The 26,394-nt window shown below is 63.1% G+C and carries 26 protein-coding genes; 13 read left to right on the top strand and 13 right to left on the bottom strand.

What is annotated here, in order from left to right; genetic code table 11:
- Nucleotides 1–5: 5 nt before the first annotated feature.
- The 6 genes from VGE08_RS12895 to VGE08_RS12870 form a co-directional block, all read right to left on the bottom strand.
- A complete protein-coding gene (locus VGE08_RS12895; RefSeq protein ID WP_331068301.1) occupies nucleotides 6–893 on the bottom strand; it encodes an SDR family NAD(P)-dependent oxidoreductase in 888 nt (295 codons plus the stop codon).
- Nucleotides 894–1,006: 113 nt separating this feature from the next.
- The gene (locus tag VGE08_RS12890) at nucleotides 1,007–1,627 is read right to left on the bottom strand and encodes a TetR/AcrR family transcriptional regulator (RefSeq protein ID WP_349258695.1); all 621 of its coding nucleotides are present in this window, start codon (nucleotides 1,625–1,627) and stop codon (nucleotides 1,007–1,009) included.
- A 227-nt stretch (nucleotides 1,628–1,854) separates the two neighbouring features.
- Nucleotides 1,855–3,447: an AMP-binding protein gene (locus VGE08_RS12885; RefSeq protein WP_331068299.1), complete on the bottom strand. Its 1,593-nt coding sequence runs from the start codon at nucleotides 3,445–3,447 to the stop codon at nucleotides 1,855–1,857.
- The gene (locus tag VGE08_RS12880) at nucleotides 3,444–5,078 is read right to left on the bottom strand and encodes a carboxylesterase/lipase family protein (protein WP_331068298.1); all 1,635 of its coding nucleotides are present in this window, start codon (nucleotides 5,076–5,078) and stop codon (nucleotides 3,444–3,446) included. Before VGE08_RS12880 ends, VGE08_RS12885 begins: the two co-directional genes overlap by 4 nt.
- A gap of 5 nt (nucleotides 5,079–5,083) precedes the next feature.
- On the bottom strand, nucleotides 5,084–6,331 hold the full coding sequence (locus VGE08_RS12875; RefSeq protein ID WP_349258694.1) for an MFS transporter: 1,248 nt from the start codon (nucleotides 6,329–6,331) through the stop codon (nucleotides 5,084–5,086).
- 74 nt (nucleotides 6,332–6,405) lie between these two features.
- Nucleotides 6,406–8,676 (bottom strand): TonB-dependent receptor, encoded by a 2,271-nt coding sequence (locus VGE08_RS12870; protein WP_331068296.1) that lies wholly within the window; start codon nucleotides 8,674–8,676, stop codon nucleotides 6,406–6,408.
- 229 nt (nucleotides 8,677–8,905) lie between these two features.
- Between VGE08_RS12870 and VGE08_RS12865 the strand changes: the two genes are divergently transcribed.
- Together VGE08_RS12865 and VGE08_RS12860 are read left to right on the top strand one after the other, a co-directional pair.
- A complete protein-coding gene (locus tag VGE08_RS12865) occupies nucleotides 8,906–9,628 on the top strand; it encodes a DUF2238 domain-containing protein (protein WP_331068295.1) in 723 nt (240 codons plus the stop codon).
- 49 nt (nucleotides 9,629–9,677) lie between these two features.
- Nucleotides 9,678–10,646 carry an MBL fold metallo-hydrolase gene (locus VGE08_RS12860; RefSeq protein WP_331068294.1) on the top strand — a complete coding sequence of 323 codons (969 nt, stop codon included), beginning with the start codon at nucleotides 9,678–9,680 and terminating at the stop codon, nucleotides 10,644–10,646.
- Nucleotides 10,647–10,786: 140 nt separating this feature from the next.
- On the opposite strand, the gene VGE08_RS12855 is transcribed toward VGE08_RS12860, so the two are convergent.
- Nucleotides 10,787–11,611: a tryptophan 2,3-dioxygenase gene (locus VGE08_RS12855; RefSeq protein ID WP_331068293.1), complete on the bottom strand. Its 825-nt coding sequence runs from the start codon at nucleotides 11,609–11,611 to the stop codon at nucleotides 10,787–10,789.
- A gap of 373 nt (nucleotides 11,612–11,984) precedes the next feature.
- Between VGE08_RS12855 and VGE08_RS12850 the strand changes: the two genes are divergently transcribed.
- Entirely contained in the window at nucleotides 11,985–12,641 is a 657-nt protein-coding gene (locus tag VGE08_RS12850) for a helix-turn-helix domain-containing protein (RefSeq protein ID WP_331068292.1), read from the top strand.
- A gap of 62 nt (nucleotides 12,642–12,703) precedes the next feature.
- Here VGE08_RS12850 and VGE08_RS12845 read toward each other — a convergent pair whose 3' ends face one another.
- Nucleotides 12,704–12,919, bottom strand: coding sequence for a hypothetical protein (locus tag VGE08_RS12845; RefSeq protein WP_331068291.1), 216 nt, complete (start codon nucleotides 12,917–12,919; stop codon nucleotides 12,704–12,706).
- Nucleotides 12,920–13,193: 274 nt separating this feature from the next.
- On the opposite strand from VGE08_RS12845, the gene VGE08_RS12840 reads away from it, so the two are divergent.
- The 3 genes from VGE08_RS12840 to VGE08_RS12830 are packed head-to-tail and all read left to right on the top strand — an operon-like array spanning nucleotide 13,194 to nucleotide 15,214.
- Nucleotides 13,194–13,403 (top strand): hypothetical protein, encoded by a 210-nt coding sequence (locus VGE08_RS12840; protein ID WP_331068290.1) that lies wholly within the window; start codon nucleotides 13,194–13,196, stop codon nucleotides 13,401–13,403.
- Nucleotides 13,393–14,175: a Ku protein gene (locus tag VGE08_RS12835; protein WP_331068289.1), complete on the top strand. Its 783-nt coding sequence runs from the start codon at nucleotides 13,393–13,395 to the stop codon at nucleotides 14,173–14,175. Before VGE08_RS12840 ends, VGE08_RS12835 begins: the two co-directional genes overlap by 11 nt.
- Entirely contained in the window at nucleotides 14,168–15,214 is a 1,047-nt protein-coding gene (locus VGE08_RS12830; RefSeq protein ID WP_331068288.1) for a Ku protein, read from the top strand. The genes VGE08_RS12835 and VGE08_RS12830 overlap by 8 nt, the downstream gene beginning before the upstream one ends.
- A 6-nt stretch (nucleotides 15,215–15,220) precedes the next feature.
- On the opposite strand, the gene VGE08_RS12825 is transcribed toward VGE08_RS12830, so the two are convergent.
- The 5 genes from VGE08_RS12825 to VGE08_RS12805 all read right to left on the bottom strand — a co-directional run bounded on the left by VGE08_RS12825 (nucleotide 15,221) and on the right by VGE08_RS12805 (nucleotide 20,500).
- Nucleotides 15,221–15,925, bottom strand: a complete 705-nt coding sequence (locus VGE08_RS12825) for a protein-L-isoaspartate(D-aspartate) O-methyltransferase (RefSeq protein WP_414717484.1) — start codon at nucleotides 15,923–15,925, stop codon at nucleotides 15,221–15,223.
- A 162-nt stretch (nucleotides 15,926–16,087) separates the two neighbouring features.
- Nucleotides 16,088–16,897, bottom strand: coding sequence for a hypothetical protein (locus VGE08_RS12820; RefSeq protein WP_331068286.1), 810 nt, complete (start codon nucleotides 16,895–16,897; stop codon nucleotides 16,088–16,090).
- Between the two features lie 213 nt (nucleotides 16,898–17,110).
- Complete coding sequence (locus tag VGE08_RS12815) at nucleotides 17,111–17,914, bottom strand: GlcG/HbpS family heme-binding protein (protein WP_331068285.1); 804 nt, start codon at nucleotides 17,912–17,914, stop codon at nucleotides 17,111–17,113.
- Nucleotides 17,915–18,083: 169 nt separating this feature from the next.
- Nucleotides 18,084–19,202 (bottom strand): alanine racemase, encoded by a 1,119-nt coding sequence (alr, locus tag VGE08_RS12810; protein ID WP_331068284.1) that lies wholly within the window; start codon nucleotides 19,200–19,202, stop codon nucleotides 18,084–18,086.
- The gene (locus VGE08_RS12805) at nucleotides 19,199–20,500 is read right to left on the bottom strand and encodes a D-amino acid dehydrogenase (RefSeq protein WP_331068283.1); all 1,302 of its coding nucleotides are present in this window, start codon (nucleotides 20,498–20,500) and stop codon (nucleotides 19,199–19,201) included. Before VGE08_RS12805 ends, alr begins: the two co-directional genes overlap by 4 nt.
- A gap of 303 nt (nucleotides 20,501–20,803) precedes the next feature.
- On the opposite strand from VGE08_RS12805, the gene VGE08_RS12800 reads away from it, so the two are divergent.
- The 7 genes from VGE08_RS12800 (at nucleotide 20,804) to VGE08_RS12770 (ending at nucleotide 26,394) form a co-directional block, all read left to right on the top strand.
- Complete coding sequence (locus VGE08_RS12800) at nucleotides 20,804–21,265, top strand: Lrp/AsnC ligand binding domain-containing protein (RefSeq protein ID WP_331068559.1); 462 nt, start codon at nucleotides 20,804–20,806, stop codon at nucleotides 21,263–21,265.
- A gap of 302 nt (nucleotides 21,266–21,567) precedes the next feature.
- Complete coding sequence (locus VGE08_RS12795) at nucleotides 21,568–22,086, top strand: RDD family protein (protein ID WP_331068282.1); 519 nt, start codon at nucleotides 21,568–21,570, stop codon at nucleotides 22,084–22,086.
- A 12-nt stretch (nucleotides 22,087–22,098) separates the two neighbouring features.
- Entirely contained in the window at nucleotides 22,099–22,791 is a 693-nt protein-coding gene (locus tag VGE08_RS12790; RefSeq protein WP_331068281.1) for an RDD family protein, read from the top strand.
- Entirely contained in the window at nucleotides 22,791–23,768 is a 978-nt protein-coding gene (locus tag VGE08_RS12785; RefSeq protein WP_331068280.1) for a stage II sporulation protein M, read from the top strand. The genes VGE08_RS12790 and VGE08_RS12785 overlap by 1 nt, the downstream gene beginning before the upstream one ends.
- Nucleotides 23,758–24,495: a hypothetical protein gene (locus tag VGE08_RS12780; protein ID WP_331068279.1), complete on the top strand. Its 738-nt coding sequence runs from the start codon at nucleotides 23,758–23,760 to the stop codon at nucleotides 24,493–24,495. Before VGE08_RS12785 ends, VGE08_RS12780 begins: the two co-directional genes overlap by 11 nt.
- Nucleotides 24,479–25,237, top strand: coding sequence for a DUF4129 domain-containing protein (locus VGE08_RS12775; protein ID WP_331068278.1), 759 nt, complete (start codon nucleotides 24,479–24,481; stop codon nucleotides 25,235–25,237). The genes VGE08_RS12780 and VGE08_RS12775 overlap by 17 nt, the downstream gene beginning before the upstream one ends.
- Nucleotides 25,234–26,394 (top strand): hypothetical protein, encoded by a 1,161-nt coding sequence (locus VGE08_RS12770; protein ID WP_331068277.1) that lies wholly within the window; start codon nucleotides 25,234–25,236, stop codon nucleotides 26,392–26,394. The genes VGE08_RS12775 and VGE08_RS12770 overlap by 4 nt, the downstream gene beginning before the upstream one ends.

Here is a 26,394-nt window from a genome sequence, read left to right as displayed (position 1 = left end):
TGAGTTTATCGCTTGGTCGCCGGGGCCGAGTAGCCCGAGCTGGCCAGCTCGCGTTCGGCCTGTTGGAAGCCGTAGGCCGGGACGATCTCGTCGGTGCGATCGCCGATCTCATCCCACAGCTCGATCACGCGCTCACCCGCATCGGCACTGCCACCCACATAGCGACCTTTTGTGAGCGTCACATGCGCGCGAGCGAAATGGCCGGCGCCGGCGCATACGATTGCGCGAGTCGGTGCTTGCTCGCTAACCAACGGCAACAAAGCAGGACTGACCAGGCGGGGATCGAGCCGCTGCAAGGCCTCTTCCGCGAGCACGCCGTGCGTCATCTGCGTCGCAGCCGTCGGCGCGAGACAATTGACACGAACGTTGTACTTCTCGCCTTCCAGCGCCAGTGTCTGCATGAAGCCGACCAGCGCCATCTTGGCGGCGCCGTAGTTGGACTGGCCGAAATTACCGTAGAGTCCGGAGGACGACGTCGTCATCACGATGCGTCCGTACTGCTGCTGGCGCATGATCTCCCATACGGCCTTGGTGCAAATGACCGAGCCCATCAGGTGAACATCCATCACCAGGCGGAAATCCGCGAGGCTCATCTTGGCGAACGTCTTGTCGCGCAGGATGCCGGCGTTGTTGATGAGAATGTCGACGCGGCCCCACGTCGACATCACGCCTTCGATCATGGCGGCGACTCGCGCTTCATCCGTCACCGATGCGGCCACCGGAATCGCTTCGCCACCGGCGGCGGCGATTTCATCGGCGACACGCTTGGCGGCGGCCTCGTCCATATCGTTGACGACGACTTTCGCGCCATAGCGCGCCAGCAGCAGCGCGTGGCTGCGCCCCAGTCCGCCGCCCGCCCCAGTCACGATCGCGACACGCGATTCCAGTTTCATCTGCAGCTCCCATCCCAAAAGAGAAAAATGACTCACTCACTCAAGAGTGACTGTTATTGACAGACCGGTCCACCCGAAACAGCCCGACGGCGGCGACGATCAACCCGGCGGCACTATTGCTTGCCGCACACGGCCAGGAAACCGCCGGCCATGAACCTGGCCATGCGCTGCTTCACAGCCTCGAAATCCTCCGACTTGCACAAGCCGCCGGACAGCTTGTCGATGCGCCCGGTGCGCGCCAGGGTCAGCAGCAGCGCGCCCGTCACGAAGTGATAGCCCCAGAAGATGTCTTCATCGGAACAATGCGGCAAGGCGCGCTTGAGCAGATCGATCAGGCGCAGCACCACCGGATCGAAATGTTTATCCATCAGCTCGGCGCCCCACTCCGGCGTATTGGCGACCTGCGCGCCGAGCCGGCCATAGTTCTTCCAGCGCGTGCCGCCTTGAATATAAAGATCGAGGTCGGTATCGAGAAATGCGCGCAGCGCGCCTTCGAGCGTCGGCTTGCCCTTGCTGGCAGCGTCGTAGGCGTCCAGAGCGTCGAGACGCCGCTTGCTCGTGACTACGGCGCGCCGCGCGAACACCTCGTCGAACAGCTTCTTCTTGTCCTGAAAGTAGTAGTTCATCAGCGTGTGGTGCACGCCCACCTGCTTCGCCACGTCCTTCAGTGTCACGCCGTACAGGCCGTGCTTGGAGAACAAGTCTTCGGCCACGTCCAGGATCTGCTCCATCATCTCGGCGCGCTGCTGCGCCTTGGTCGGGCGCTTGCCGCGGGCCTTGGCGGCTCGGGCGCTGGACGGTTCGGTCCTGCTCGCGGCTCGGCTCGGCGCCGTGCTCGCGCGCTTGCGCCGGGCCTTCACTTTTTTCGACACTTGTACGGGCACTTTGATCAGCCTCCAGTCGGTCTGCGGCACGGCCGGGCCGAAAGACGCACCGGAGGCACTCCGGTCGGGTCCTCGCCTCAACCACCACCGTATTCTAATCTGAGGCGCATCTTGTCGATCTTGCCCGTGGCCGCCAGCGGCATGCTCGACAGTCGGTATACCGCGTCAGGCAACCACCAGGGGGCGACCTGGCCCCGCAATGCCGCAAGCAGATCCTCGTCGCTGATGCTCTGATTTTCGCGCAGTTCCACCAGCAGAATCGGTCGCTCGCCCCATTTGGGATCGGCGCGCCCGATCACCGCCGCGAGCGACACTGCCGGCAGGCGGCCGATGATGGCCTCGATTTCGGCAGGATTGATCCACTCGCCGCCCGACTTGATCAGGTCCTTGGCCCGGCCGGTGATGATCAACTGGCCATCGGCGTCGATGCGCGCCAGATCGCCGGTATTGAACCAGCCATCGGCGTCGGTGGCGGGCTGTTCTTCGCCGAAGTAACGCTCGATCACGCTCGCACCGCGGACGCGCAAATGCCCTTCGACACCGCGCTGCTCGGGCAGCGGCCGTCCTTCGGCGTCGGTCAGCAGCAGATCCACACCCACCGCAGGCCGTCCCGAGACCGAGGCAGAGCGCTTCGGATCATTGGGCGAGGACATCGTTCCGGACGGCGACAGCTCGGTCATGCCCCAGCTCGTCTGCATCGAAACACCAAGGCGTCGCTCGATGCGCTCCATCAGAGCCGGCGGCAACGGTGCGCCGCCCACGAGGATTCGCTTCAAGGAAGGCAACTCGCCGCCGTTCGCTTCGAGATGCTCGACCAACCCCAACCAGACTGTCGGCACGCCCACACCGAGCGTCACGCCTTCTGAGGCGATCAAGCGAGCCAGGCTGGCGCCATCGGTATGTCGCCCCGGCAAGACCAGTTTTGCGCCCACCGCCGGCACCGCGAAAGGCAGGCCCCAGGCGCTGGCATGAAACATCGGCACGACGGTGAGCACGCTGTCGGCGGCGGTGATACCCAACACGTCACCCTGCAGCAATCGCAATGTATGCAGGAAGCTCGAGCGATGCGTGTACGTGACACCCTTCGGCGCACCGGTCGTTCCGGAAGTGAAGCACAAGCCGGAGGCCGTGCGCTCTTCGAAGCCACCCCACACAACCGGATCGCGAGCCACCGAGATGGCTTCCTCGAGCGTAGTCACGGCCGGTCCACGACGCTCGCCTTTCCACGCATCCAACGGTCCATCGATGATGATGACGTTGGCAACGGAGGCGGTGCGCTCGATGACCTGCTGTGCCAGCGGCGCGAGATCCGCACTCACGACCATCACTCGACAGGCCGACTGCGACAGCATCGAAGCAAGCTGAGCGGCAGTGAGTCGCGGGTTGAGCGTATGGCAGACCGCACCTATGCCCATGATGGCGTACCAGGCCTCGACATGTGCCTGCGTATTCCAAGCGAGTGTCGCGACTCGATCGCCAAAGCGGATGCCGTAATCCCGAAGTACGGCGGAGACCCGCAAGCTGCGCGCTCGCAGGTCCGCATAGCTGACGCGATCGACCTTGCCGCCGTCTCGTGCCGTCACCACCTGGGCTCGTGGATGCCACTTGGCGGCGTGGTCGAGAAATTTTTCGAGAGTGAGGGCGAACTCCTGCATCGATCCTTCGATCATCGACAGGACTCCGCGCGTGGCGGAAGCGGCGGCGAGACGAGCCCCACATTCCAGTTCCAGGGTTGCGTGCCAATCGCGCGGCGACGGCACACGACTTCCTCGACCAATTCATACATCCCTGGCATCAAGTGAGTTCCTGGCCGGGGTTCGCCGGCGAATGTCATGTACTCCTGTTTCGATCCATAGGCCGGCCAACTCGGATAGCCCACCGCGGTGGGCTGGCCCGAGATGATGAAGCTGCTCCAATAATCGAGCATCGCCTCGGAAAGCTTCTTGTGCGGGGTGGTGGCCGGTATTTTTGGCCACAGCGGACTGGTCCGCTGCGTCGTCCCGAACACGAAGGGCAGCTCGGAAGCGTGAAACGCATGCAGGCCTGCCCCATCCGCAGCGGGATAGCCGTGATCGAAGAGATACAGGAACGAGGGCTGGCCGCGCGCCGTTTGTTTCTTCACGAGGCGCTCTGAGGTCCAACCGTACAGGGCGTCACGAGTCGTTGCCAGAATGCTCTCTTCGAGATGGGTGCTCGGATAGAGCTTCAGGAATTTATCTGCGAGATCCCCGTATCGCTCGCGAATGGTCGATTCGTACTTCGGTGCATCGGACGGCACCGGCGGCGCGAGGAAACGCAGCGAACGGATCTCGCCGCTGTTGAAGCCGGCGAGGATGGGCACTGGCGCCTGCTCTTCGCGATCGAAGACTTCTACCAGCTGACGAGGCAGGGTGCGGCCATCGATGGTTGCCAACGGGAAATAGCCAGTACCGGCAGCCACAGCAACCAGTTTCTCCGCGTCGACGGCGCGCAGCGCTGCGGCATCCTTCGCCCCCAACGCATCGGCAATTCGAGTGCCGATGGCTTCGGCCGGCTGTTCGCCAAAGCGGGTTTCCTTCAGCTCCGGCGTCGAGATCATATAGGCGCTCTGCGCGATCGCCTTGTGGAACAGCCCTCGCGCCTGCGGCGACGCCATCAGGTACATGACGCTCAGCGCGCCTGCCGATTCGCCGGCGATGGTGACATTGGCAGGATCGCCACCGAACGCCGCGATGTTTCGCTGCACCCAGCGCAGCGCCTCGATCTGGTCGAGCAAGCCGTAGTTGCCGGAGATCTCATCGGGCGACTCCGCGCTCAACGCGGGATGCGCCAGATAGCCGAGCGCTCCGAGCCGATAGTTGATCGAAACCACGACCACGCCGCGCTCGGCGAGCTTCGTGCCGTTGTATAGCGGCTCGCCGCCTGAACCGGTGAGCAGCGCGCCGCCATGAATCCACACCATCACCGGTGCGTTGCTGGCACCCTGCTTCGCCCAGATATTCAGAAACAAGCAGTCTTCACTGATGGCGCCGAGATCCCAGGCATAGATGCTGCCGGTCCGCGCCTTGGGCTGGACGCAGGCCGCTCCGAATTTGGTGGCATTGCGCACGCCACTCCATGCAGGCATTGCGACTGGCGGTTTCCAACGCGCATCACCGACAGGCGGCTGCGCGTAAGGCAACCCCTTGAACACGTGCACGGCGCCTTTGGCCTGGCCTTTCACCGCACCGGCGGGCGCGCGAACGATCAGGTCGTCGGCGGCAGCGGGCACGGCGAGCAAAGCCGCGGCACTCAATGCAATCAAACGCAGTCGAAGCGACATCAATATCAATGTTTGTCTCCCATCGGGACGTTTTCGCGGCGCAACTTCCGGGCAAGCACCAGGAACATCAGCACGGCGAGCACGTAGAAAGGCACCAGGGTATAGAAGGCGATCTGCAGCGAGTGTTCCGGATAGCTCTCGCGGAGAAAATCGCTCGCGGCGCCCAGGTAGGTGGGCCCCAGGCCAAGACCGATCAGGTTCATCACGAGCAACAGTAGCGCACCCGACAGCACGCGCTCCTGCGGTCTGACTTCCTCCTGCACCAGCGCGACCGCGGGCGAGAGATAGAAGTAGTTGAAGAAGGTCGGCCCGATCAGGAACAGCAGGGCCAGTTGCCAGGTCGGCGCCCACACGAAACCGATGAAGAAAGGAATCGCCAGCGCCAGCCCGACGGCGGGCACCAATGCATAAGCCTGCTTACCGCGCGCCAGGTACTTGTCCGTGAGGCGGCCGGATGCATACATGCCGGCACTGACGCCGATGCCGATGAGCAGCGCGTAGTAGACGGCGATCTCGTTCAAGGTCATGCCCTTCTCGCGCATCAGGAAGAGCGTCGTGAAGTTCAGCGAGGCGTAGGTGACAAACTGCGTGGCACCGGACGCAAGCGCCACGAGCACCAATACAGGTCGCGAGAAGAACATCGCAATCGTCGCTCGAAAACCGGCCGCGCCCGTATCCGTCGTCGGATGCACGGTGACAGGTTTGACGTCGAGGCGGCCGCGTTCCGGCTCGCGAACAAATGTATAAACAGCGGCCGCGGTGACGATGCCGACCGTGCCAAGAACGACGAATGCACTTCGCCAACTGTAAGCGGCAGCAATCGACGCACCGAACGCGACACCCAATGCCTGCCCCAGCGGCGGCCCCAGATTGAACAAGCCCAGCGCCGTGCCCCGCGTTCCCGGTCCGAAGTAATCGGAAATGATCGCGTAGGACGGCGGCACGCCGCCCGCCTCGCCCACGCCGACGGCCATGCGAGCGGCGACCAACTGCGGATACGTCGAAGAAAGACCGCAGGCGACTGTCGCCGCGCTCCACAGCGCACAGGCGAACGACAGCACTTTGACCCGATTGGTCCGATCCGCGAGCCAGCCGACCGGAATCGAGATCAAGCAATAGAACAGCGCGAAGTACAAACCACCGATGCGGCCCAGCTGGCCATCGGTGATGCCCAGATCATCCTGGATGGGCTTGGCCAGGATCGACAGCAGCTGCCGATCCAGGAAGTTCAGGACATACACGAAGCACAGCATGCCGAGCACGAACCAGGCTCGTGCATCGGGCCGCGCGGCTACGGCGGTCGACAATGGTCGGCTCCCTTGAACTTCTAGAGGTCGTAGTTGATGCGCAGCCCGATCGTTCGCGGCCGCATGGTGCCGAACCGGTTCGCCAGGAACTGTTCCGGGTGGATGTACGTGATCGAGTCGTCGTTGAACAGGTTCTCGACGTAGCTCGTCACGGTCAGCTGTCCGAAAATCGCGCCGAGCGTCAGGTTCACGTTGTTGTAGCTGTCGGTGTAGCCATACGTCGGCATGATCAGGTTTGGCCAGCCCGGCACTCGCGGGAACGAGCTGGGGAACGAATCGACGTGCTGGAACGCTGCCGAGAAGAAGCCGCGCGTGGTCGCCGTGACATCGAAGCCATAGTTCACGTAAGCCGCTCCCTGGAACTTCGGTGCCGAGAGCCTGACGTCGGGCACCGCGCCCGCTAGCGCGGCCTGCTGCGGAGTCAACTTGGTGACATGCGCGCGATTGAACGAGCCGTTCAATCCGACCTGCAGATCGGGCACCGGGATCGCGGCGATCTCGAATTCGAAGCCCTTGCTGCGCGCCTCGCCGATGTTGGTGGCGAACTGTATCGAGTCCGAAACGCGGTTGGACTGGACCTGGATGTCGCTCCAGTCGATCAGGTAAGCGGCTAAATTGGTGGTGACGCGGCCGTTGAACCAGGTGCCCTTCGCGCCGATTTCGTAGTTCTGGATCTTGTCCGAGTCGGCGCCGAGGGGAATGATGATGTCGTTCGGATCGCGCAGGCTGGCGAAGCCGCCGTAGGCATTGACCACCGGCTGTCGGAAACCGGTGGAGAATGTCGCGTAAGTGGTCAGCTCGGGCACGGGTTGGAACGATGCGCTCAGTTTGTACGAGGGCCCCTTCTCCTGCGCCTTGCGGCCCCTCGCGGGCGCGATCGGCGTGATGATCAGGTCGCCGGCGTAACCGGTGCCCGCGACAAACAGATAGTTGCTGTTGTAACCGCCCTCGGTATAGCCGCGGGAGTCGAAGCTGCCGTAACGCAGGCCGCCGGTCAGCCAGAATCGATCGCCGATGCGATAGGTCAGCTCGCCGAAGCCGGCCATCTCGTGCGAGATGAAATGGGTGTATAGCCGCTGATAGTACTCGTCCGGCAAGCCGGTGAGGCCCTGCGCCGCCAGAAACTCGGGCGAGGAGCGATAGAAATAATCGACGTCGTGGCGCCGGTCCAGGAAGAAGCCGCCGATCACCCAGTCGAACTTGCCGCCGGTCTCGGACGCCAGGCGCAGTTCCTCGACGAAGGTGTCCTGGTAGCCGTTCGCATCCAGGCCGAAGGCGATGAAACCGCCGAAGGTGCCCGCCAGGTCGACGTAGAATTTCTGGTCGAATGTCGAATAGGTCGAGGAGCTGGTGAGCAGCGCGCCGTCGAACTGATATTCGAGGGTGGCATTGAAATTGGTGAGCTCGCCGACGAACAGGTCCGGGCGGTCGGAGTTGCGCTTGCGCATGCCGAGCCGCGGATCGACCAGCGAAGAATCTTCCGGCTTGCTGTGTTCGTACGAAGTGAGCAGGCGCACCGAGAATCTGTCGGTGGGCTTCCACAACGCGATCGCGCGGCCGCCCCAATCGATCAGCGTGTTCGAGTTCTCGATGCCGGTGCCGATGTTGTCGACATAGCCCTCCTCGTCGCGATAGAAGCCGACGAACCGCAGCGCCAGCTTGTCATCCACCACCGGCACGTTGACCATGGCGTTGTAGCGTTGCCGCAGCGAGCCGCCGTCGGTAACGCCGGTATCGACCAGCACGTCCGCGTCGAACGCGTTCATCTGCGGGCTCTTGGTGAGAATGCGCAGCGCGCCCGACAGCGAGCCCGAGCCGAACAGCGTGCCCTGCGGACCGCGCAGGAATTCGATGCGCTCCACGTCGAACAGATTGGGATCGATCACGGTGGTGTTGCCGATGCTGGAGATCGGCAGCTCGTCGATGTAGATGGCCACCGTGTTCTGCAGATTGGCACCGTAGCCATTGGTGGCGATGCCGCGCGCCGTGAAGTTGTTGAAGTTCGCGGTCGGCCGGTTGATCACGACGCCCGGCGTTTCACGCCCCAGCCCTTCGTAACCCACGATGCCCTTGGCGGTCAGGTCCTCCTGCGAGAACGCCGTGATGCTCAATGGCACATCCTGCAGGCGTTCGCTGCGGCGGGTGGCGGTAACGATGATCTCCTCGAGCTGGGCGCTACCGCCGGCAGCGCGAGCTGATGCCTGGTTCTGAGCCGAATTCTGGGCTGAAACCACCGCGGGTGTGACCAACAGCGCCACCATCGACGCGGACACGAGCAGGCCGGTTCTCATACGAGTTCCCCCAAGGCTAACGAGTATGGATGCCGGTCTGATGCCGGCGCGTGCCTCGATAATGCTATCGAGCGCCCCTCCTGTCAATACTCACTCACTCGCGTGTGAATATCATGTATGGGGTGCGCTGGACCCTGAACGGTCGTGCCGGGCGGCAGCGGCGGCGGCCAAGCCACGGATCGCTGCGTTCGGGTAAATTCAAGCTCCCGGAGCAACCGTTGGAGCTGGCTTGACGCGCAAAACCTATCTGACGACCCTGGCCGTCGTGTACGCCGTGTTATGGGTCGCAGCCGCGATCGCGCCCCTGTACCGCGCGGATTGGCTGATCGAGAACATATTGGTGCTGGTTGGCGTGGCCGTGCTGGTGCTCACCGCCAAGGCGTTCCCGCTGTCGCGCATCTCCTATACGACGCTCTTCGTGTTCATGTGTCTGCACACGGTGGGCTCGCACTACACCTATGCCGAAGTGCCGTACGAAACATTCGCGCAGAACCGGCTCGGCTTCTCCATCAACGACCTGTTCGGTTGGGAGCGCAACAACTTCGATCGCTTCGTGCATTTCTGTTACGGCCTGCTGCTCGCCTACCCCATCCGTGAAGTGTTCCTGCGCATCGTGGCCGTGCGCGGTTTCTGGGGTTATTTCCTGCCGCTCGATTTCACGATGTCCACGTCGATGCTGTACGAGCTGATCGAATGGGGTGCGGCCAACGTCGTCGGCGGTGACTTGGGCATGGCGTACCTGGGCACACAAGGCGACGTATGGGATGCGCACAAGGACATGGCGCTCGCCTCATTGGGCGGGCTGATCGCCATGACCGTGACTGCTTGCATCAACGTGATCTATCAACGCGACTTCGCTCGCGAATGGGCCGACAGCCTCCGCATTCGCGATCGCGAACCGCTCGGCGAAGTGGCACTCGCCAAGCTGCGCGGGAAAACCGCGGCACCCTGATCTGTCGCGCGTGGATGGCTATAATGCGAGCCCCGAGGAGGACTTCACTTTGAAACAAGCAACGAACAAATCAGCCATTGCTGCGCTCAGCCTCGCCCTGCTGGCGTCCCTGGCATTGAGCGCCTGCTCGCGCCAGTCGGAAGCGCCGTCGGAAGCGGCGCAAGCCGAGGCACCGGCCGCGATCGCCGGGTCGTTCAGCATCGGCGAATTCCAGGCCATTCCGCTGCGTGACGGCGGTTTGGAGTTCCCGAACGACAACCAGGTCCTGGGTGTCGGCAAGACTCCCGAAGAGGTTGCCCAACTGCTGGGCGCCGAGAGCCTGCCCACCGACAAGGTGTCTCTCACCATCACGCCGCTGCTGGTAAAGGCATCGGATCGCGTGCTGCTGTTCGATACCGGCGCTGGCGCCAACTTCGGCGCCGTCGCCGGCTTGCTCGCGCAATCGATGACGGAAGCGCAGCTCGATACCGCAGCCGTCACCGACATTTTCATTTCACATCCGCACGGCGATCATGTCGGCGGCCTGATCAATGCCGAGGGCACGTCCACCTTCCCCAACGCGACCATTCACATTGCCGCGGCCGACTGGGCATTCCTGCAAGGGCTGAGCGCCGAGACCGCCGCGAACATAGGTCTTCCCGAGTATGCGAAGCTCGTGGCCGCCATGACCCCGAAAGTCGCGCCGTTCGAGCCGAACGCCGAGCTGCTGCCTGGCGTGGTCAAAGCGGTGGAGATTCGCGGCCATACTCCTGGCCACTCGGGTTACTTGATCGGCTCGGGTGCGGACTCGGTGCTGTACATCGGCGACGCCATGCATCACTACGTGGTGTCCGTGCAGAAGCCGGATTGGACGATCGCATTCGATCTCGACGCGCCGACGGCGCAAACCAGCCGCGCCGAATTGCTCGCCAGCAGCGCGGACAGTGGACAACGCATCTACGCCGTTCATTTCCCATTCCCCGCCCTCGGCAAGGTCGAGCGTCGTGGCGAAGGCTTCGTCTGGGCTCCCGCCAACTAGTCCATCCATCGGCCCGGCTGCTTGGCCGGGCCCATCGACAGCAACAGCAAGGCCGCCAGGAAACGACATCCTGGAGGCCTTTGCCTCTGCCCGGTCGCCATCATCGGCCTGGCGGCGAAGAACGCCATCCTGAGCGTCGATCAGAGCGCGGTGCGCACCGAGAACAGCTCGGGGAAGAAGCGTTGCTCGATGACTTTGGCGAGGTAAGGGACGCCGGGGGTGCCGCCGGTGCCGGGTTTGCGGCCGATGATGCGTTCCACGGTGCGCAGGTGCGAGTAGCGCCATAGCTGAAAGCGGTCTTCGAGATCGACGAGTTTTTCGGCGAGCTCGTAGAGCTCCCAGTAGCGCTCGGTGTTGCGATACACCTCCTCCCACGCGGTCTCGACCTCGCCAGAGGGCTCGTAGGGTTGAGTGAAATCGCGTTTGAGATGGCTGCTGGGAATCTTCAGCCCGTGACGATGCAACGCGCGCAGCGCTTCGTCGTAGAGACCGGGCTCGGCCAGCGCCTGCGCGAGAGTGCGATGAGCCCGAGCGTCATCACGGAAGCGCTCCACGTGCGCCGCACTCTTGTTCCCCATCAAGAACTCGATCAACCGATACTGCTGCGACTGGAACCCCGAACTCGTGCCGAGCAGGTGACGGAAGCTGAGATAGTCCGCCGGCGTCATGGTGCCCAGCACGTCCCAGGAATGAATCAGCTGCTTCTGGATGCCGGCCACTCGCGACAGCATCTTGAACGCCGAGCGCAACTGATCCTCGACGATGCAGGCCCGCGCCGCCCGCAATTCGTGCAGGCACAACTTGAGCCACAGCTCGGACGCCTGGTGGATGACGATGAACAGCATCTCATCATGGCAGTCCGAAAACGGCGTCTGCTGATCCAGCAGCCCATCCAGGCGCAGGTAGCTGGCGTAGGTGACCGGTGACTGGCCGTCATTCGTCGCGGCCGTGCGGGCGGTTTGCATGAGTGCTCCACTGCAGATCGAGTACAACGCGATGCAGTGTGCGCTGCCCCTGGAAAAACATTGTTCCAATCCAGGCTCGATTTGCGCCTCGCCGGCGAACGAGCGTTGTCGATCCCGGCCTTTTCCGAAACGATATGCCCTGGCTCACCAGGACCGACTGCGTGCGCGGATTCTTCGCACGCAGGCTGCAGATCACTGAGCAAGCGTCTGCTCGGCATGTCTCCCAGTATTCCCTCTAAGTCCTATTCAGGTTATTTTTCTCTCATATGAAAATCCGTTGCAACCAGCGCCCGACCCTCTGGCGGCCCCGCTACAAGCGCGAAGGCAAGGACGCCTACAATCGCAATTTTTCCAGGTCTGGGGAGCGACCTCTATGAGCCCACGGGCGGCGGGCATCGGCACAAAACTGCGTGCGATCAGGCGGGGCAACGACTGGACGTTGGCGGAGGTCGCGGAGCGCACCGGCATTCCCGTATCGACGCTGTCGAGGATCGAGAACGACCAGGTCTCACCCACTTACGACCAGCTCACGCGCTTGAGCGACGGACTCGAGCTGGACATCTCGCAGTTGTTCTCGCAGGAGGTGCGCGCCCCTGCGGCCGGGCTGCTACAGGCGCGACGGAGCATCAATCATCTCGAGGATGGCCAGATCATCGAGACCGCCAATCAAGCGTTGAAGTATTTGAGCACCGACCTGCTGCACAAATCCTTTACGCCCATCCTCGCCGACATCAAGGCGCGCCGCCTGGAGGACTTCGGCGAATTCCTGAGCCATCCGGGCGAGGAATTCCTGTTCGTGATCGAAGGCGAGCTGGAGTTGCATACCGACTGTTATGCGCCCGCGCGGCTCAAAGCGGGCGAATCGATTTATTTCGACAGCAGTGTGCCCCACGCCTACATCGCGGTCGGCCCGGGTCGCTGCCGCGCGCTATCGATTTGCACCGTGCCTCACCAGCACGGTCTCGAGTTGCCCACGGCGAAGGCGAAGCGCGGGGTCGCGAAGAAAGGCAGCAAGCTGCCCGAGCTGTAGCGGCAGAGTTTCTTGTTGCGACACCGGTTGAGGCTGCGAGATCGGCCGGAAAGCGCTGCGGCTCACTCGTTACCGCACAGCACGACGACATCCGACTCGCTCTGGATCCTGTCCAGCTCGGCTGCGCGCTCCGCCGGAGGCAGGTCGCAGAGCCGCCGGACTTCCGTGGCAGTCTCCTTACGAGCCTTGGCCTCCTCGGCTGCCTTGCGCTGTGCATCGGTGCACGCGGCGGCCAGAGGAATCAACACGGCCAGGCGCCACAAAGATGAACGAGTCACAGCACCTCCGCTTGCGAGCCGATGGATCAGCTGCGTCAATTTAGCGTAGCGGGACAGGTTGATCCATGAGCATGTTTGCATTCACGAGCCTTGGCTGAACGACCGCACCGCGGCGGCAACGTCTCCGGTGACATTCACCTGGGAACAGGGGGCATTTAGTTTCGTTTCTCCTGCAGCGGGGCCGTCTCGGCCGACCGTTGTAAGGAGAACCATGGCCCGAGCGCGATCTCAAGCCCGTTCGCAAACCCCGGCGCGAGCTCAAGCACGATCGAAGGTGGCCAGGCCGCCCGCGCCCTGGTGGCTGATGCAGGGCGACGAAGAGTGCCTGGCCTGCGGGCAGCTCTACATCTACGAGCTGGAATTCCGCTGCCCCGACTGCGACACCGTGACCTGCATTCATTGCCAGCGACGTGGCCGCGACGGACGCATGGTCTGCGTCTCGTGTGCCGAGGCCGACAGCCTGGGAGGCGCACATGGCGGCTAGAGCCATCTGGAAGGGACAGATTCCTCTCGGCCCGCAGCACGTGGGGGTAAAGTTCTACTCGGCGATCGAAGATCGCAGCGTGCATTTTCGTTTGCTCCACGAGAAGGACCGCGCACCCGTGCAACAGCACATCGTGCGCAAGACCACGGGCGAGGATGTGCCCAAGGAGGACATGCGCAAGGCCTTCGCGATCGGCACCGACACCGCCGTAATCCTGCAACCCGAAGAGTTGGAACAGCTCGTTCCCCCGGAATCCCGCGAAATCGAGTTGCTGCGGTTCGTGCCGCCCGCCGCGCTCGGCGATCAATGGTACGAGCGCCCCTACTATCTCGGACCCGACGGTCACGAGGATGCGTATTTCGCATTGGCAGAGGCGCTGGCGCGCCAGGAAGTGATCGGCATCGCGCGCTGGGTCATGCGCAAGAAACGTTATCTCGGCGCCATCAGCGTGCTCGACGGCTATCTGGTCATGACCACCCTGCGCCGGGCCGAGCAGGTATTGAGCTTCTCCGGCGTCGAGCCTGCGAAATCTTCCAAGCCCCAGGCCAACGAGCTGAAACTGGCCGAGCAACTGGTGAAATCCATCGCCGCGGATTTCGATCCGCAGCAGTGGCAGAACGAGTATCGCGAGCGCCTGTGCAAGTTGATCGCGGCCAAGGCACGCGGCGAAAAAGTGAAACCCGGGCCCGTGAAAAAGCAACGTGCCGAAGGCAGTCTCGCCGACAACCTGAAGGCCAGCCTGGCCGCCGCCCGGGAGAAAAAAGTTGCCTAGCCGCAAACGCAAGCGCGAGCCCGAAGCTCGCGAGCAGGAAGAGCACCGCCGTGCCAGCGTGCGCTCGCTATGGTCGGGCACGATCACCTTCGGGCTGGTCAGCATCCCGGTGGATCTGCTCACCGCGGTTCGTCCACGGCAGACCGCGATGAAACTGGTCGATACCGAAGGTCACGCCCTCGGCCGCGAGTATCACTGCTCCAAAGAAGAGAAGCGGCTCGATTACGATGAGCTGGTGCGCGGCTATGAGACCGACGACGGCAAGATGGTGGTCATCACGGACCGGGAGTTCGAGTCGGTGGCGCCGGAAATGTCCGCCGACATCGAGCTGCGCAGCTTCGTGCCCATCGAACAGATTCCCGCGCTGTTCTTCCAGAAACCTTACTTCCTGGCGCCCGCGGGCAAATCGGCCAAAGCTTATATATTGCTGGCCGAAACCATGGAGCGGACCGGCCGCGTCGCCGTCGGCAGCTTCGTCATGCGCGGTCACGAATATCTGGTGGCAATCGTTCCCGACAATGGAGTGTTGCGCGCCGACACGCTGCGATACGCCGATGAGATTCGCACGCCCGAGTCGATCGGCCTGCCGAAGCGTGGCAAGCCGTCCGCCGCGAAGGTCACTCAATTCGCCAAGGCAATCGACGACCTGACTCACAAGGAGATCAAGATCAGCGAGCTGGAAGATCGCGAAGCGCGCGAGCTGCAGGCGCTGGTGGAAGCCAAGCAGAAAGATGAAGACGCCGTGATTCATCCCAAAGGCGCAGAAGCCGCCGAGGACACCGAATCCGGCGAAGGCGCGAAGATCATCGATCTCATGGAAGTGCTGCGCAAGAGCCTGTCGAAGAGCACGGTGGTGCAACCCGTGGGCGGCAGCGAGCCGATCAACCTCGCGGAGCGACGCGCTCAACGCGAAGCTCGATCAACGGCTCAATCGTCTGGGACTCGGTCGTCTAAAACAAAATCGACCAAGAAAAAGAAGAAGACCGCCGGGAAGAAAGCAAAGCGTGGCGCGCCACGCAAGCGAGCGCGCCGCGCCTGATCACGGTCAGTCGTGCCGTCTGCGCAGCGGTACGAACCGAACTGGCGCCGCGGTCTTGGAAATGACTTTTCCTGTCGCGTCCTTTTCGAAGACGCGTAGTTCTTGTGTGCTATGCACCGGGCCCACCGGCGCAACCATGCGTCCGCCCGGCTTGAGCTGATCGAGCAGAGGCTGCGGGATGTGATCCGGTGCGGCCGTAACGACGATGATGTCGAATGGCGCGTGCTCTTCCCAACCGACATAGCCATCGCCCGCTCGAACCGTCACATTGTCATAGCCCAGCCTGCGTAAGACTTCGGCCGCCTGCTCGGCCAGGGTGGGTTCAATTTCAATCGTATAAACATGATCCACGATCTCCGCGAGCACCGCCGCCTGATAGCCGGAGCCGGTACCGACTTCGAGCACTCGGTCAGACGGACCGGGCCGCGCCAGCTCCGTCATGAGCGCAACGATATACGGTTGTGAGATCGTCTGACCTTCACCGATGGGCAACGGCGTGTCGCGATACGCATAGCGCTTCTCGCTGTCGGGCACGAATTCATGTCGCGGCACTTTGCGAAGCGCGGACAGCACCTGCTCGTTCTGTACCCCACGATCCTGGATCTGCCGCGCCACCATCTCGGCCCGTTCCGCAGCACGATCCAAATCACCAGCCGCGGCACCTACATCGTGAGCACAGAAGACCGCGAGCATCAGGGCTCTCCGGATCATGTGAAGCGACAGCGGCACGGGACCTCCTATCGTCGGAAGTGCGACGCAAGCGTACGCCGCATTCATCCTTCCTAACAGGGGCACGCCGGCGCTATAGCACCGGCGTATCGCGCTCCACGTGCGAGACAAAGATCAATGGGACAAAGATCGATGGCGATAATCTTAAACCGTCTCGCCCGCCGCTGCTCGCATCACGCGCCTTTCCGCTCGCTTGCGTCCCAGCATGGCGCCAACCACCGCCGCTGCGAGCGAAATCAGCATTGCTGCAAACGTCGCCCAAGCGGTCTTGGTCGCCGTCTCCTGAGCTCGCTCGGCCATCACCGGCAACTGCTGGCGCGCTCGATCCATCAGTTGTCGAGTGCCCTCTCGCACTTCAGCGGCGGCTTGTTGCGGGTTGTCTCGTGCGGCTTCCACGCGTTGTGCCACACCGCTCAACGTCGACTGCACTTCCTGCTCCGACATCCCAGTCGCCGACGCCAGCGTGCGGGCCAGCTGCGGATCGTTCAGTCGGGAGAGGATTTGGTCGACGCTCCCGGTGGACAGATCGTCGGAGCCGGCCACCGAGCCGATGGTTTGCGTGACGCCACCAAACAAACCGGAGACACCACCCGCCACGAGCCGAACGCCGCTGCTCGCAAGCCACAGGATCAATAGGAAACTCAACACCCACACCAACGCGCCTTCGAACGCACCGGCAGCCTTGTCGAACACCAGTCCCAGGCGCGTCGCGGCCATGCCACCGACAAACAACGCAATCAACAGCGATAATGCGCTCCAGATCGCGGCGCCCGTGCCGAGCGCACTAGCATCGGTCTGACCGGGATCGGCCGCGGAGATCCCAACCGCAATTCCCAGAGTCGTCAGAAATAACAGCGTGCCCATGACGGTCAGCACGCCGGCCCAGATACCACCCCAGGAAAGACGAAAACCTTCCAGCGGCACTTCGACATGCTCGTTAACGACAGTAGCCATATGAACTCCCAGTGAAGCGTCATGAACTGCACCGATAATGACCGGTCGACAGACTAGTTCCGCCGCAGACTGTCTGGGCGGCAGCGGCTTGCACGTGCAGCGTTCCGCTGTCAGCTGACTGCGGAGGGCGTGTGGGTAACGGCTCGTTGCGAAAGAGACTACGAGCAGGGCGGACGATGCGGCCGCCCTGCTCGCCTCATTCACGAGTCCATATCATTCTTCTTGGGGTTCCTGCACGGGAGGCAAGGATGCACTGATGTCCGAAACATTGTCCTCGCCGCCGATGGCGCACACCGGATGCGAGAAATCGTTGGGGACACTGGGCACCGGCACGACGCCGATGTAGTTGATGTTATCGTCGTTCGCTGCGCTGACGCCTGCGGGAACGAAGTCGAGATTGAGCTCGTGGCGCGCGCGCCAGGCGATGTTGTGATCGGCACACGAAGTATCGCCGCTCACACCGATCGCACCGATAAGCTGCTGACGCTCGTTGTAGAGCGCGAGCCCGCCACCGAAAACATTCACGCCGCCGATGCGCATGCCAACCATCGGATCGTTCGGCTGGCCGAAGCGAGAGCCCGCGCCGCGATAGGCCACCAGGGTCTCGACCGGATTGCTATGCTGCAAACCATATAACGAGCCACCGGGCTGCACCGCCGCGTAAAGGTTCGCAGTCGACAGCGCCAATCCCGGCAGACTGAATGCGTTCGCCGTATTGGCCTTCTGCGCGGAAATGACCCGGCTGCCGGGCCACTGCGCACCCCGATTCGTTCCGGTGAAGGCGACCGCGCACACGACTCCGTCGCGGTCGACGACCGTGCCCCACATGTCGAGATTGAAACCGCCGTTGTCTGCTTGTCTTGCTGTGGTCAGTGCGGCTTTCAACTGCGCATGCGTCGGCAACGCAGCGCATCTCGAACCGGCGTTCTGCGCAGCATCGTTCTGCGCTGCCGCCGTTGCCATCGCCGAGATCGAGAACGCGACCAGCCACCACGATCGCCGAAGATTCGTGTTCATGTGCTTCGCTCCTATCGGTTTGCTGCGGGATGTTTGATCACGCGGGCGCACGCGAGCGGTATGGGCTGGCTGCTACGATCCGGGTAATCCTGTCGGCAAACTCCAAGGTGCGCCCTGCACAAGAACTGAGCGGGCCTGATACATCACGAGCGGCGATGATCGCCTCGCGTTATACACCCACGATACGGCGATCGCACTCGCGTATTTGGGCAACGGAATCTTCCGGCCGCGCATACACCAGCGGTGCGCGTTTGACGGAGCAAAGCAATTCATACGGACTGCGACCTGAAGCAAGCGCAACCGCCTCCACCGGCACTTGCGGACCCCAGAGCTCGACCGTGCTGCCGACGCCGGCATCGGGCAATGAACTGAGGTCGACAGTGAGCATGTCCATGGACACTCGACCGATCAGCGTGGTGGCATTTCCATCCACCGCAACGGGCGTTCCCGATTTCGCAGTTTGCGGATATCCATCCGCATAGCCGGCACATACGAGCCCCACTCGCGTGGGTTGTGTGGCCGTGAACGTTGCGCCATAGCCTAACGATTCGCCGGGCTCGAGCGTGCGGATCGCGAATACGCTGCTCTCGAAAGTCATCGCGGGCCGCAACTCCGGCACATGCTCTCCGTGCGGTGAGACACCATACAGAACCAATCCCGGTCGCGCCCAGTCGCGCCGCGCGTTCGGCCATACCAACAAGCCAGCCGAGTTACACAAGCTGCGATCGCCTTCGAGTGTGGCAGTGGCCGCATCGAATGCTTCGATCTGCTGTGCAGTCATCGACTCGCCAGGTTCATCCGCGCGAGCGAAGTGCGTCATCAACGTTATGGAGCTGGCTTTGCCCGTGCTCAGCAAACGTTGATGAGCCAGCGGGGCATCCACGCTTCTGAAGCCCGCTCGACTCATGCCGGTATCGATCTTCAACCACAGATTGAAGCGCCCGATGATGGCGCTTTCTTCCAGTAATCGGATCTGCTCCTCATGGTGCACCACCAGCCATAGATCCAGCTCGTGGGCGAGCTTCATCTCGGCCGCGTTGAATGCGCCTTCGAGCACGAGAATGGGATTGCGAACACCCCCTTCCCGCAAGGTGCGCGCTTCATCCAGGAACGCAACCGCAAAGCCATCGGCCACTGAAGAAAGCGCGCGTGCACAGGCCAGCGCGCCGTGACCATAGGCATTGGCCTTGACGACTGCGAGCGCGCGGCCACCATGCAGGCGGCGAGCGTAAAGATAGTTGTCCCGCACCGCCGTGAGATCGATGCGTACTCGAGTCGGACGCGTCACGCCGCATCCTCGCCTGCCACCAACGACGGCCGGGACACACTCGCCTTCTGATAGCGCGAAACGTCCAGACCGTCGGTGCGAATCTCCGGCCGATAGCCGGTGATCTGATCGGCGATCAACCGTCCCGAGCCGCACGCCATGGTCCAGCCGAGCGTGCCGTGCCCGGTGTTGATGAACAGGTTCCGATATCCGGTGCCGCCCACGATGGGCGTGCTATCCGGCGTCATGGGCCGCAGGCCGGTCCAGAACTGCGCCTGATTCAATGCGCCCGAGCCAGCAAACAAATCGTTCACCACCAGCTCCAGTGTTTCGCGCCGGCGCGGCAGCAAGCGCAGATCGAATCCCGCCAGCTCGGCCATGCCGCCCACGCGAATGCGGTTGTCGAACCTCGTGACAGCGACCTTGTAGGTTTCATCGAGCACGGTCGACACCGGCGCCGTCGACTCGCTCACGATGGGCACGGTGAGCGAATATCCCTTGACGGGATAAACCGGCAAATCGATGCCCAGCGGCAATGCCAGGGCGCGCGAGTAGCTACCGCTGGCCAACACAAACGCGTCGGCAGTGAGCCGCTCGCCGCCGATGCGCACGGCTTCAATGCGCCCGCCGCGGCCTTCGATGGCACTCACTTCCTGATTGAAACGGAACGAGACACCGAGCTTCATCGCCGCCTGCGCCAGTCGTTGCGTGAACAGATGACAGTCGCCGGTCTCGTCGTTCGGCAGCCGCAGGCCACCGGTCAACTCCGCCCGCGCGCGTTCGAGGGCGGGTTCGGCGGAGGTGAGTTGGTTGGATTCGAGCAATTCATAAGGAACGCCGCAACGTTCCAGCACCCTGATGTCCTGGCGCGCCGCTTCGAACTGCTTGCGAGTCCGGAACAATTGCAGCGTGCCGCCGGTGCGCTGCTCATATTGGATGCCGGTTTCGGCGCGCAACGTGCGCAAGCAGTCGCGGCTGTACTCGGCTAGGCGCAGCATGCGCTCCTTGTTGATGTCGTAGCGCGCGGGCGAGCAATTGAGCAGCATCGCCGCCATCCACTTGAGCTGATGCAGGCTGCCATCCGGCCGGATCGAAAGCGGCGCGTGCCGTTGAAACATCCAACGAAGCGCCTTCAGCGGAATGCCGGGTGCGGCCCAGGGCGTGGAGTATCCGGGCGAGACCTGGCCCGCGTTCGCGTGACTGGTCTCGGCCGCCACCGCGCTCTGACGATCGATCACCGTGACCTGAGCGCCCCGGCGCGCCAGATACCACGCGCTGCAGACGCCGATCACGCCGCCACCCACCACTACAACGTGCATTTTCGATCACTCACCGTTTGGCCCTCGAGCGCAGATCATTCTAGGCAGGGCGGCGCAGTGACTTTCATTGAAGTGGCGCCTTTAGCGCGGTTTTCCCCTGGTTACAGCCTGAAAACGAGCCTTCTGGCAGTGAAAATCCCTGTCTGTGACCGGATCGGCAGCCAATACCACTGGCAAGGCGCGGCCAACGGCCTTAGGCTATGCAGAGGACCGAACCCTCCCTTGCGGATTTCCCACGGCCCGGCTCAGGCATGGACACCTCTGACCATTCATCAATCACCAGTCATTAGTCACTTCATTCCTATGCAGCCACTGGACCGCATCGACCGCAAGATCCTCGACATCCTCCAGCGCGATGGCCGGATCGCCATCACCGATCTCGCCCAGCAGGTCGGCCTGTCGGCCACGCCGTGCGCCGACCGGGTCCGGCGCATGGAACGTGCCCGAGTCATCACCGGCTATCACGCGCATGTTTCGCCCAAGGCGGTGGGCAGGAATCTGCTCGTGTTCCTGGAGATCAAGCTGGCAGCCAAATCGGACGAGGTGTTCGAGAAGATCAAGAACGAGCTGCACCGGATTCCGGATGTGATGGAGTGTCACCTGGTCTCGGGCGACTTCGACTATCTGATCAAGGCGCGCATTCCGGACATGCACGACTACCGCACCCTGTTAGGTGACATCCTGCAACGCCTGCCCGCCTCCGCCCAATCGCGCAGCTACGTGGTCATGGAAGAAATCAAGGAATCGCTCTATCTGCAGACTTGAACCAGCGGATTCATATCAGGCTTGCATGACCAGGCTTGAATGACGAGGCTTGAATGACGAGGCGGGCCAGGCATACTGTCGCCAAAAGCTAACGACCGAAGCGGCAAGAACGAACGTCGCGGCCGGACTCAGCGGGAATATCCGGTCGGGATGAACAACGGCGGCGCCGATACTTGCGGGTTTTGAGCACCCCGTCGAGGTTCCGTGCGGCGGCATCTGACATCGTCCCGGGCTCGCAGGCCACAGCGCCTCGAGTTTCTGACGCGATCCACGGTACTGCAAAGACAGGGAGACTTTGGCCAATGAATTCGACGTCATCACAAGCCAATCCGTATGCCCCGCCTCGTGCCGAGGTGCGAGACACCGCGACCCAGGAAGAAGGCGAGCTGGCGGGACGCGGCGAACGCTTCGGCGCCGCCATCCTCGACTCCATCATTGCCGGCCTGTTCGTCGCGCCGCTGTTCATCGGCGCCAATTTTCAAGCACTGGCCGCCAAGGACTACGCGAATGCCTTCAGCCCCGTCGGCCTGGGCATTGCCGCGCTCGGCTCGCTGGCCCTGCTGGTCTTCACCGCCTACCTGGTCCACAAGAATGGCCAGACCATCGGCAAGAAGATCGTCGGCATCAAGGTGGTCCGCACGGACTTTTCGCGCGCTTCGCTCAGCCGCATCTTCTGGCTGCGCAACGTCGTGAACGCCATTCCCGGCGTGATCCCGTTCATCGGCAACTTCTATAGCCTGGTCGATCACTTGTTCATCTTCGGCGAGCGGCGCCAGTGCCTGCACGACAAGATCGCCAGCACGCTCGTCGTCAAGGCTTGAGCTCGAGAGCGCGTGGATGCCCTCGACACGGTGGTGTCGGCCGAGACACCTGAAGGCATCCTGATCGAATTGCGTCCGGCGGGTCTTACGGCCCGCTGTTACGCATTCGTCATCGACGTGCTCATCCGCGGGATGCTGCTGTCCGTGCTGGCCGCCGTGACCGAGCCCATGAAAGGGGTCGGTCTGGCCCTCCTGCTGATCTCGGCGTTCGTGTTCGAATGGCTGTATCCGGTGCTGTTCGAGCTGAGCAGTTGGGCGGCGACGCCGGGCAAGCGCGCGCTCGGGCTCACCACCGTCATGGACAATGGCCTGCCGATCACGCCCGCCGCCTCCTTCACCCGCAATCTGCTGCGTGTCGCGGACTTCCTACCGCTCGGCTACGGCTTCGCGATCGTCTGCATGTTGACCCGGCGGGACTTCAAGCGATTGGGAGATATCGCCGCCGCCACGCTGGTGGTCTACCGGCCGGAGCGAGCTCGCCAGGCCACATTGACGGACGTCGAGCCGCTCGCCCCCGCGCTGCCACTGGCATTGCGGGACCAGAGCGCGCTCATTGCACTGGCGGCGCGCGCTCGCGATGTGACCGAAGCCAGGCTCGATGAGCTCGCTGCCATCGCCGCTCCCGTCACAGGCAGCACTGGAAGCGGCCCCGCCGTTACGCGACGTGTCCTTGGCGTCGCCCGCTGGCTGCTCGGGTGGCGCTGATGATGACGCCGGTCCAGTTCGAAAACCTCTACCGCGCCGATTGGGAACAGCTGGAAAATCTGCTCTGCAAGGCGCACCGGGATGGCAAGGCCAGCAGGAAAACCGTCGAGGGCGAGCGCATTGCCGCGCTGTACCGTCGAACCTGCGAGCATCTCGCGCTGTCGCGGGCGCGTGCGTATCCGGCCTATCTGGTCGATCGACTCGAACACCTCACCTCCGAAGCGCACCAGGCAATCTATCGGCAACGTGACTTCGGCTTGCGCAGGTTGAGAGCGCTCGTGGCGGTGGAATTTCCCAGTGCCGTCCGCAAGCACGCTGCCTACGTCTGGGTTGCAACAGCCGTATTCGTGCTGCCGACCTTGATTCTCGGCGTGCTCGTCTATCTGCGACCGGAGCTGATCCTGTCAGTGGTCGATGCGCAAAGCGCCGCCGAGTTCGAACGCATGTACTCCGGCGCGGAGGAAGCCATCGGCCGGCATCGCGATGCCGACACGGACTGGACCATGTTCGGCTATTACATCCGCCACAACATCGGTATCTCGTTCCAATGTTTCGCGAGCGGACTGCTCGCCGGCTTGGGCAGCCTGTTCTTTCTGGCATTCAATGGCGTGTTCTTCGGTGCGCTCGCCGGCTATCTCACGGAGCGCGGGCTGGGCGAGACGTTCTACTCGTTTGTCGTGACCCACGCCGCGTTCGAGTTGACGGCGATCGTGCTGTCCGGCGCGGCCGGCTTGCGTATCGGACATTCGTTGCTGGCACCGGGCCGCCTCACCCGCAGACAGGCGTTGGTGGCCGCCTCGCGTGAGTCCGTCGTCATCATCTACGGCGTCGCCGCGCTGTTGCTGATTGCCGCCGCGGTCGAAGCGTTCTGGTCATCGGCGAGATGGATACCTCCGGAAATCAAGTATGCCGTCGCGGCGGTTTGCTGGATCGCCGTGATCTCCTATCTCACCCTGCAGGGCCGCCGTGCGGGTTGATGCATTCGCCATTCGACTGCGCCGTCGCGCCAAGATGGAGGCGGCGGACCTGGGCGTGCGCCTGTGCCAGGCGTCGGCACGCTCGGTGTTCAGCTGCTATCTGCTGGTCGCGGCTCCGGTCATGTTGCTGGCACTCGCTTCGTTCGAGCTTGCGTACTGGGCACCGATGCTGGTGCTGTGGTGGACCAAGCCCTGGCTCGACCGCACCGTACTGTTCGTGCTCGCCCGCGCGGCATTCGGCCAGAAGACCACGACGCGAGATCTCTGGGCAGGACAGCGCGACGTGTGGTGGAGGCAGCTGATCACGACGCTCACCCTGCGCCGGCTGTCGCCCTGGCGCTCGCTGACCCAGCCGGTCTATCAGCTGGAAGGACTTTCCTGGTGGAAGCTGCGCAAGCGCTCGGCACAGATCCGGCTGGGGTACCGAAACACGGGGCTGCTGATCACGTCAGCTTTCAGCATCGCAGAGATGATGCTGTGCTTTGCGCTGATGTCGCTGGTGCTGTGGTTCATACCCGGTGACGCGCGGCTCGATTTGACCTGGATGTTCACCGAGGATGATTCATCCCACCGGATGTCGGTCGCGTACTACGCGGCGTATGCGGTGGTCGTGGCATTTCTCGAACCGTTCTACGTCGCCGCGGGATTCGCGCTGTACTTGAATCGGCGCGTCGAGTTGGAAGCCTGGGACGTCGAGCAGGAGTTGCGCCGTGCGTTCGCGCATTAGAGCGATCGGGCTCGCCCTGGCGCTCGCGTGGATCACCTGCGCGTTCGCGGCGCTGGTACTGCCCTCACCTGCCATCGCCGCGCTCGAAGAGACCGAAATCCTGGACGCGCTCGACAAAGTCAGCGAGGACCCGAACCTCTCGCCGGAACGCAAGATCCGTACGCTGCGCTGGCTGGACGATCGCAAGCAATCCGAGCGGCGCAAGTCCGGCTGGATCTCCTGGCTGGAAGGTCTGTTCCAATGGATCGGGGGCGCGAGCCGGCTGCTGCTATGGATCGCAATCGTGATATTGGTAGCCCTGCTCGCGGTGTTTCTCAAGCGTGTCTTCAGCGGAATCAGCTACACGCCGCAAGCGCAGACACCGCAAGCACCTACGCACGTCCAGGAAATGGACATCCGGCCGGAAAGCCTACCCGATGATATCGGCGGCGCCGCCCTGCGGCTGTGGGAACAAAACGAGCATCGCGCGGCGCTCGCCCTGCTCTATCGCGGGCTGTTGTCGCGACTGGTTCATTCGCACGCCGTGCCGATTCGCGAATCGACCACCGAAGCGGATTGTCTGACGCTCGCGGCGCCACGCCTGCGTGCCGACATCACCGAGTACACGACTCAGCTGGTGCGCGTTTGGCAACATGCCGTGTACGGCGCGAGAAAGCCGGCCGAAAGCGAAGTGCGAGCGTTGTGCGTTGGCTTCAATCGAAATTTCCCTCTCGCCGCGCAGCCGGCAGAGGGCGCGTCATGAAGGGCAACCATATCGCCGCGATTGCCGTCGTCGCGGCCATCGCCCTGCTGATCACCTGGATCGCACGCAACACCTATTGGGAAGAAACGACCGTGCCCATGCCCATGAAGGGCGAGGCGCGCACCAATTCGATGTATGCCGCTGGCCTGCTCGCCGGCGAGCTCGGCGTGACGGCCTCGGCCGCACACCGCATCGACACGCTGCCCGACACGAGCGTGATCATCTATCTCTCGTACTGGAACTGGAATCTGGTCAAGGAGCGCCGCGAACAGCTGCAGCGCTGGGTGGAATCCGGCGGCCGGTTGGTCGCGGACCGCACGCTCATTGGCGGCGACCAGGAGCTGGAGCATTGGACCGGCATCAAACGTTCCATCCTGCCGGCCGCGAAGACCGCGCCCGGCAGCAGTGCCGACGACGAAGAGGATGACTGCGCCGATCTCGAAGTCGAAACGACAAGGCCCGATCCGAGCACGACGGACGCCGGCTATTTCATTTGCGGCCTGCACCCAAACAGCAGGCTCGTTACCAGCGGCCGCCATCACGCGTCCTGGCTGCTCAGCGACGCCGAGGGGATGCAGGCACTGCGCGTCGAGATCGGCCGCGGCAGCTTCACACTGATCAACGGTACGCCTTTCGACAACTACACTCTATTCGACGGCGACAACGGGCTGATGTTTGTCGCCGCCACGCACATCGATCGCGGCGATCGCCTGCTGTTCCTGTCGGAAGAGAAGAGCACCTCGCTGCTCGGCCTGATGTGGATTCATGGGGCACCCGTCGTCGTGCTGTTTCTCGGAGCAATCGCGCTCGCCTTGTGGCGCGGCAGCTCGAGATTCGGCCCGCCCGCTGGCGCTCCCGATCCTGCTCGCCGCTCGCTGGCCGAGCAGATCGTCGGCACCGGACGATTCACGCTGCGTTTCGGCGGCGGTCGTGCTCTGCACGCGGCGGCAGTGCGCGCCCTGCATGAGACCGCACAACGATACGTCTCGGGCTATGGATCGATGCAGGGCGACACACGCATCGCCGCGCTAGCAAGCAACACCGGTTTGGATGAATCGACGCTGGCCGAAGCAATCAACTACTCCGGCCCGCGAAGCGCGAGCGAGCTGCGCAAAGCCATCACGCTGCTGGAAACCGCGCGGCGCAGAATTTCTTGA

This window comes from Steroidobacter sp., from assembly GCF_036406195.1.
Lineage (GTDB): Bacteria > Pseudomonadota > Gammaproteobacteria > Steroidobacterales > Steroidobacteraceae > Steroidobacter.
The sequence above is the reverse complement of the archived record's forward strand: the minus strand, read 5'-3'. Positions and strand labels throughout refer to the sequence as shown.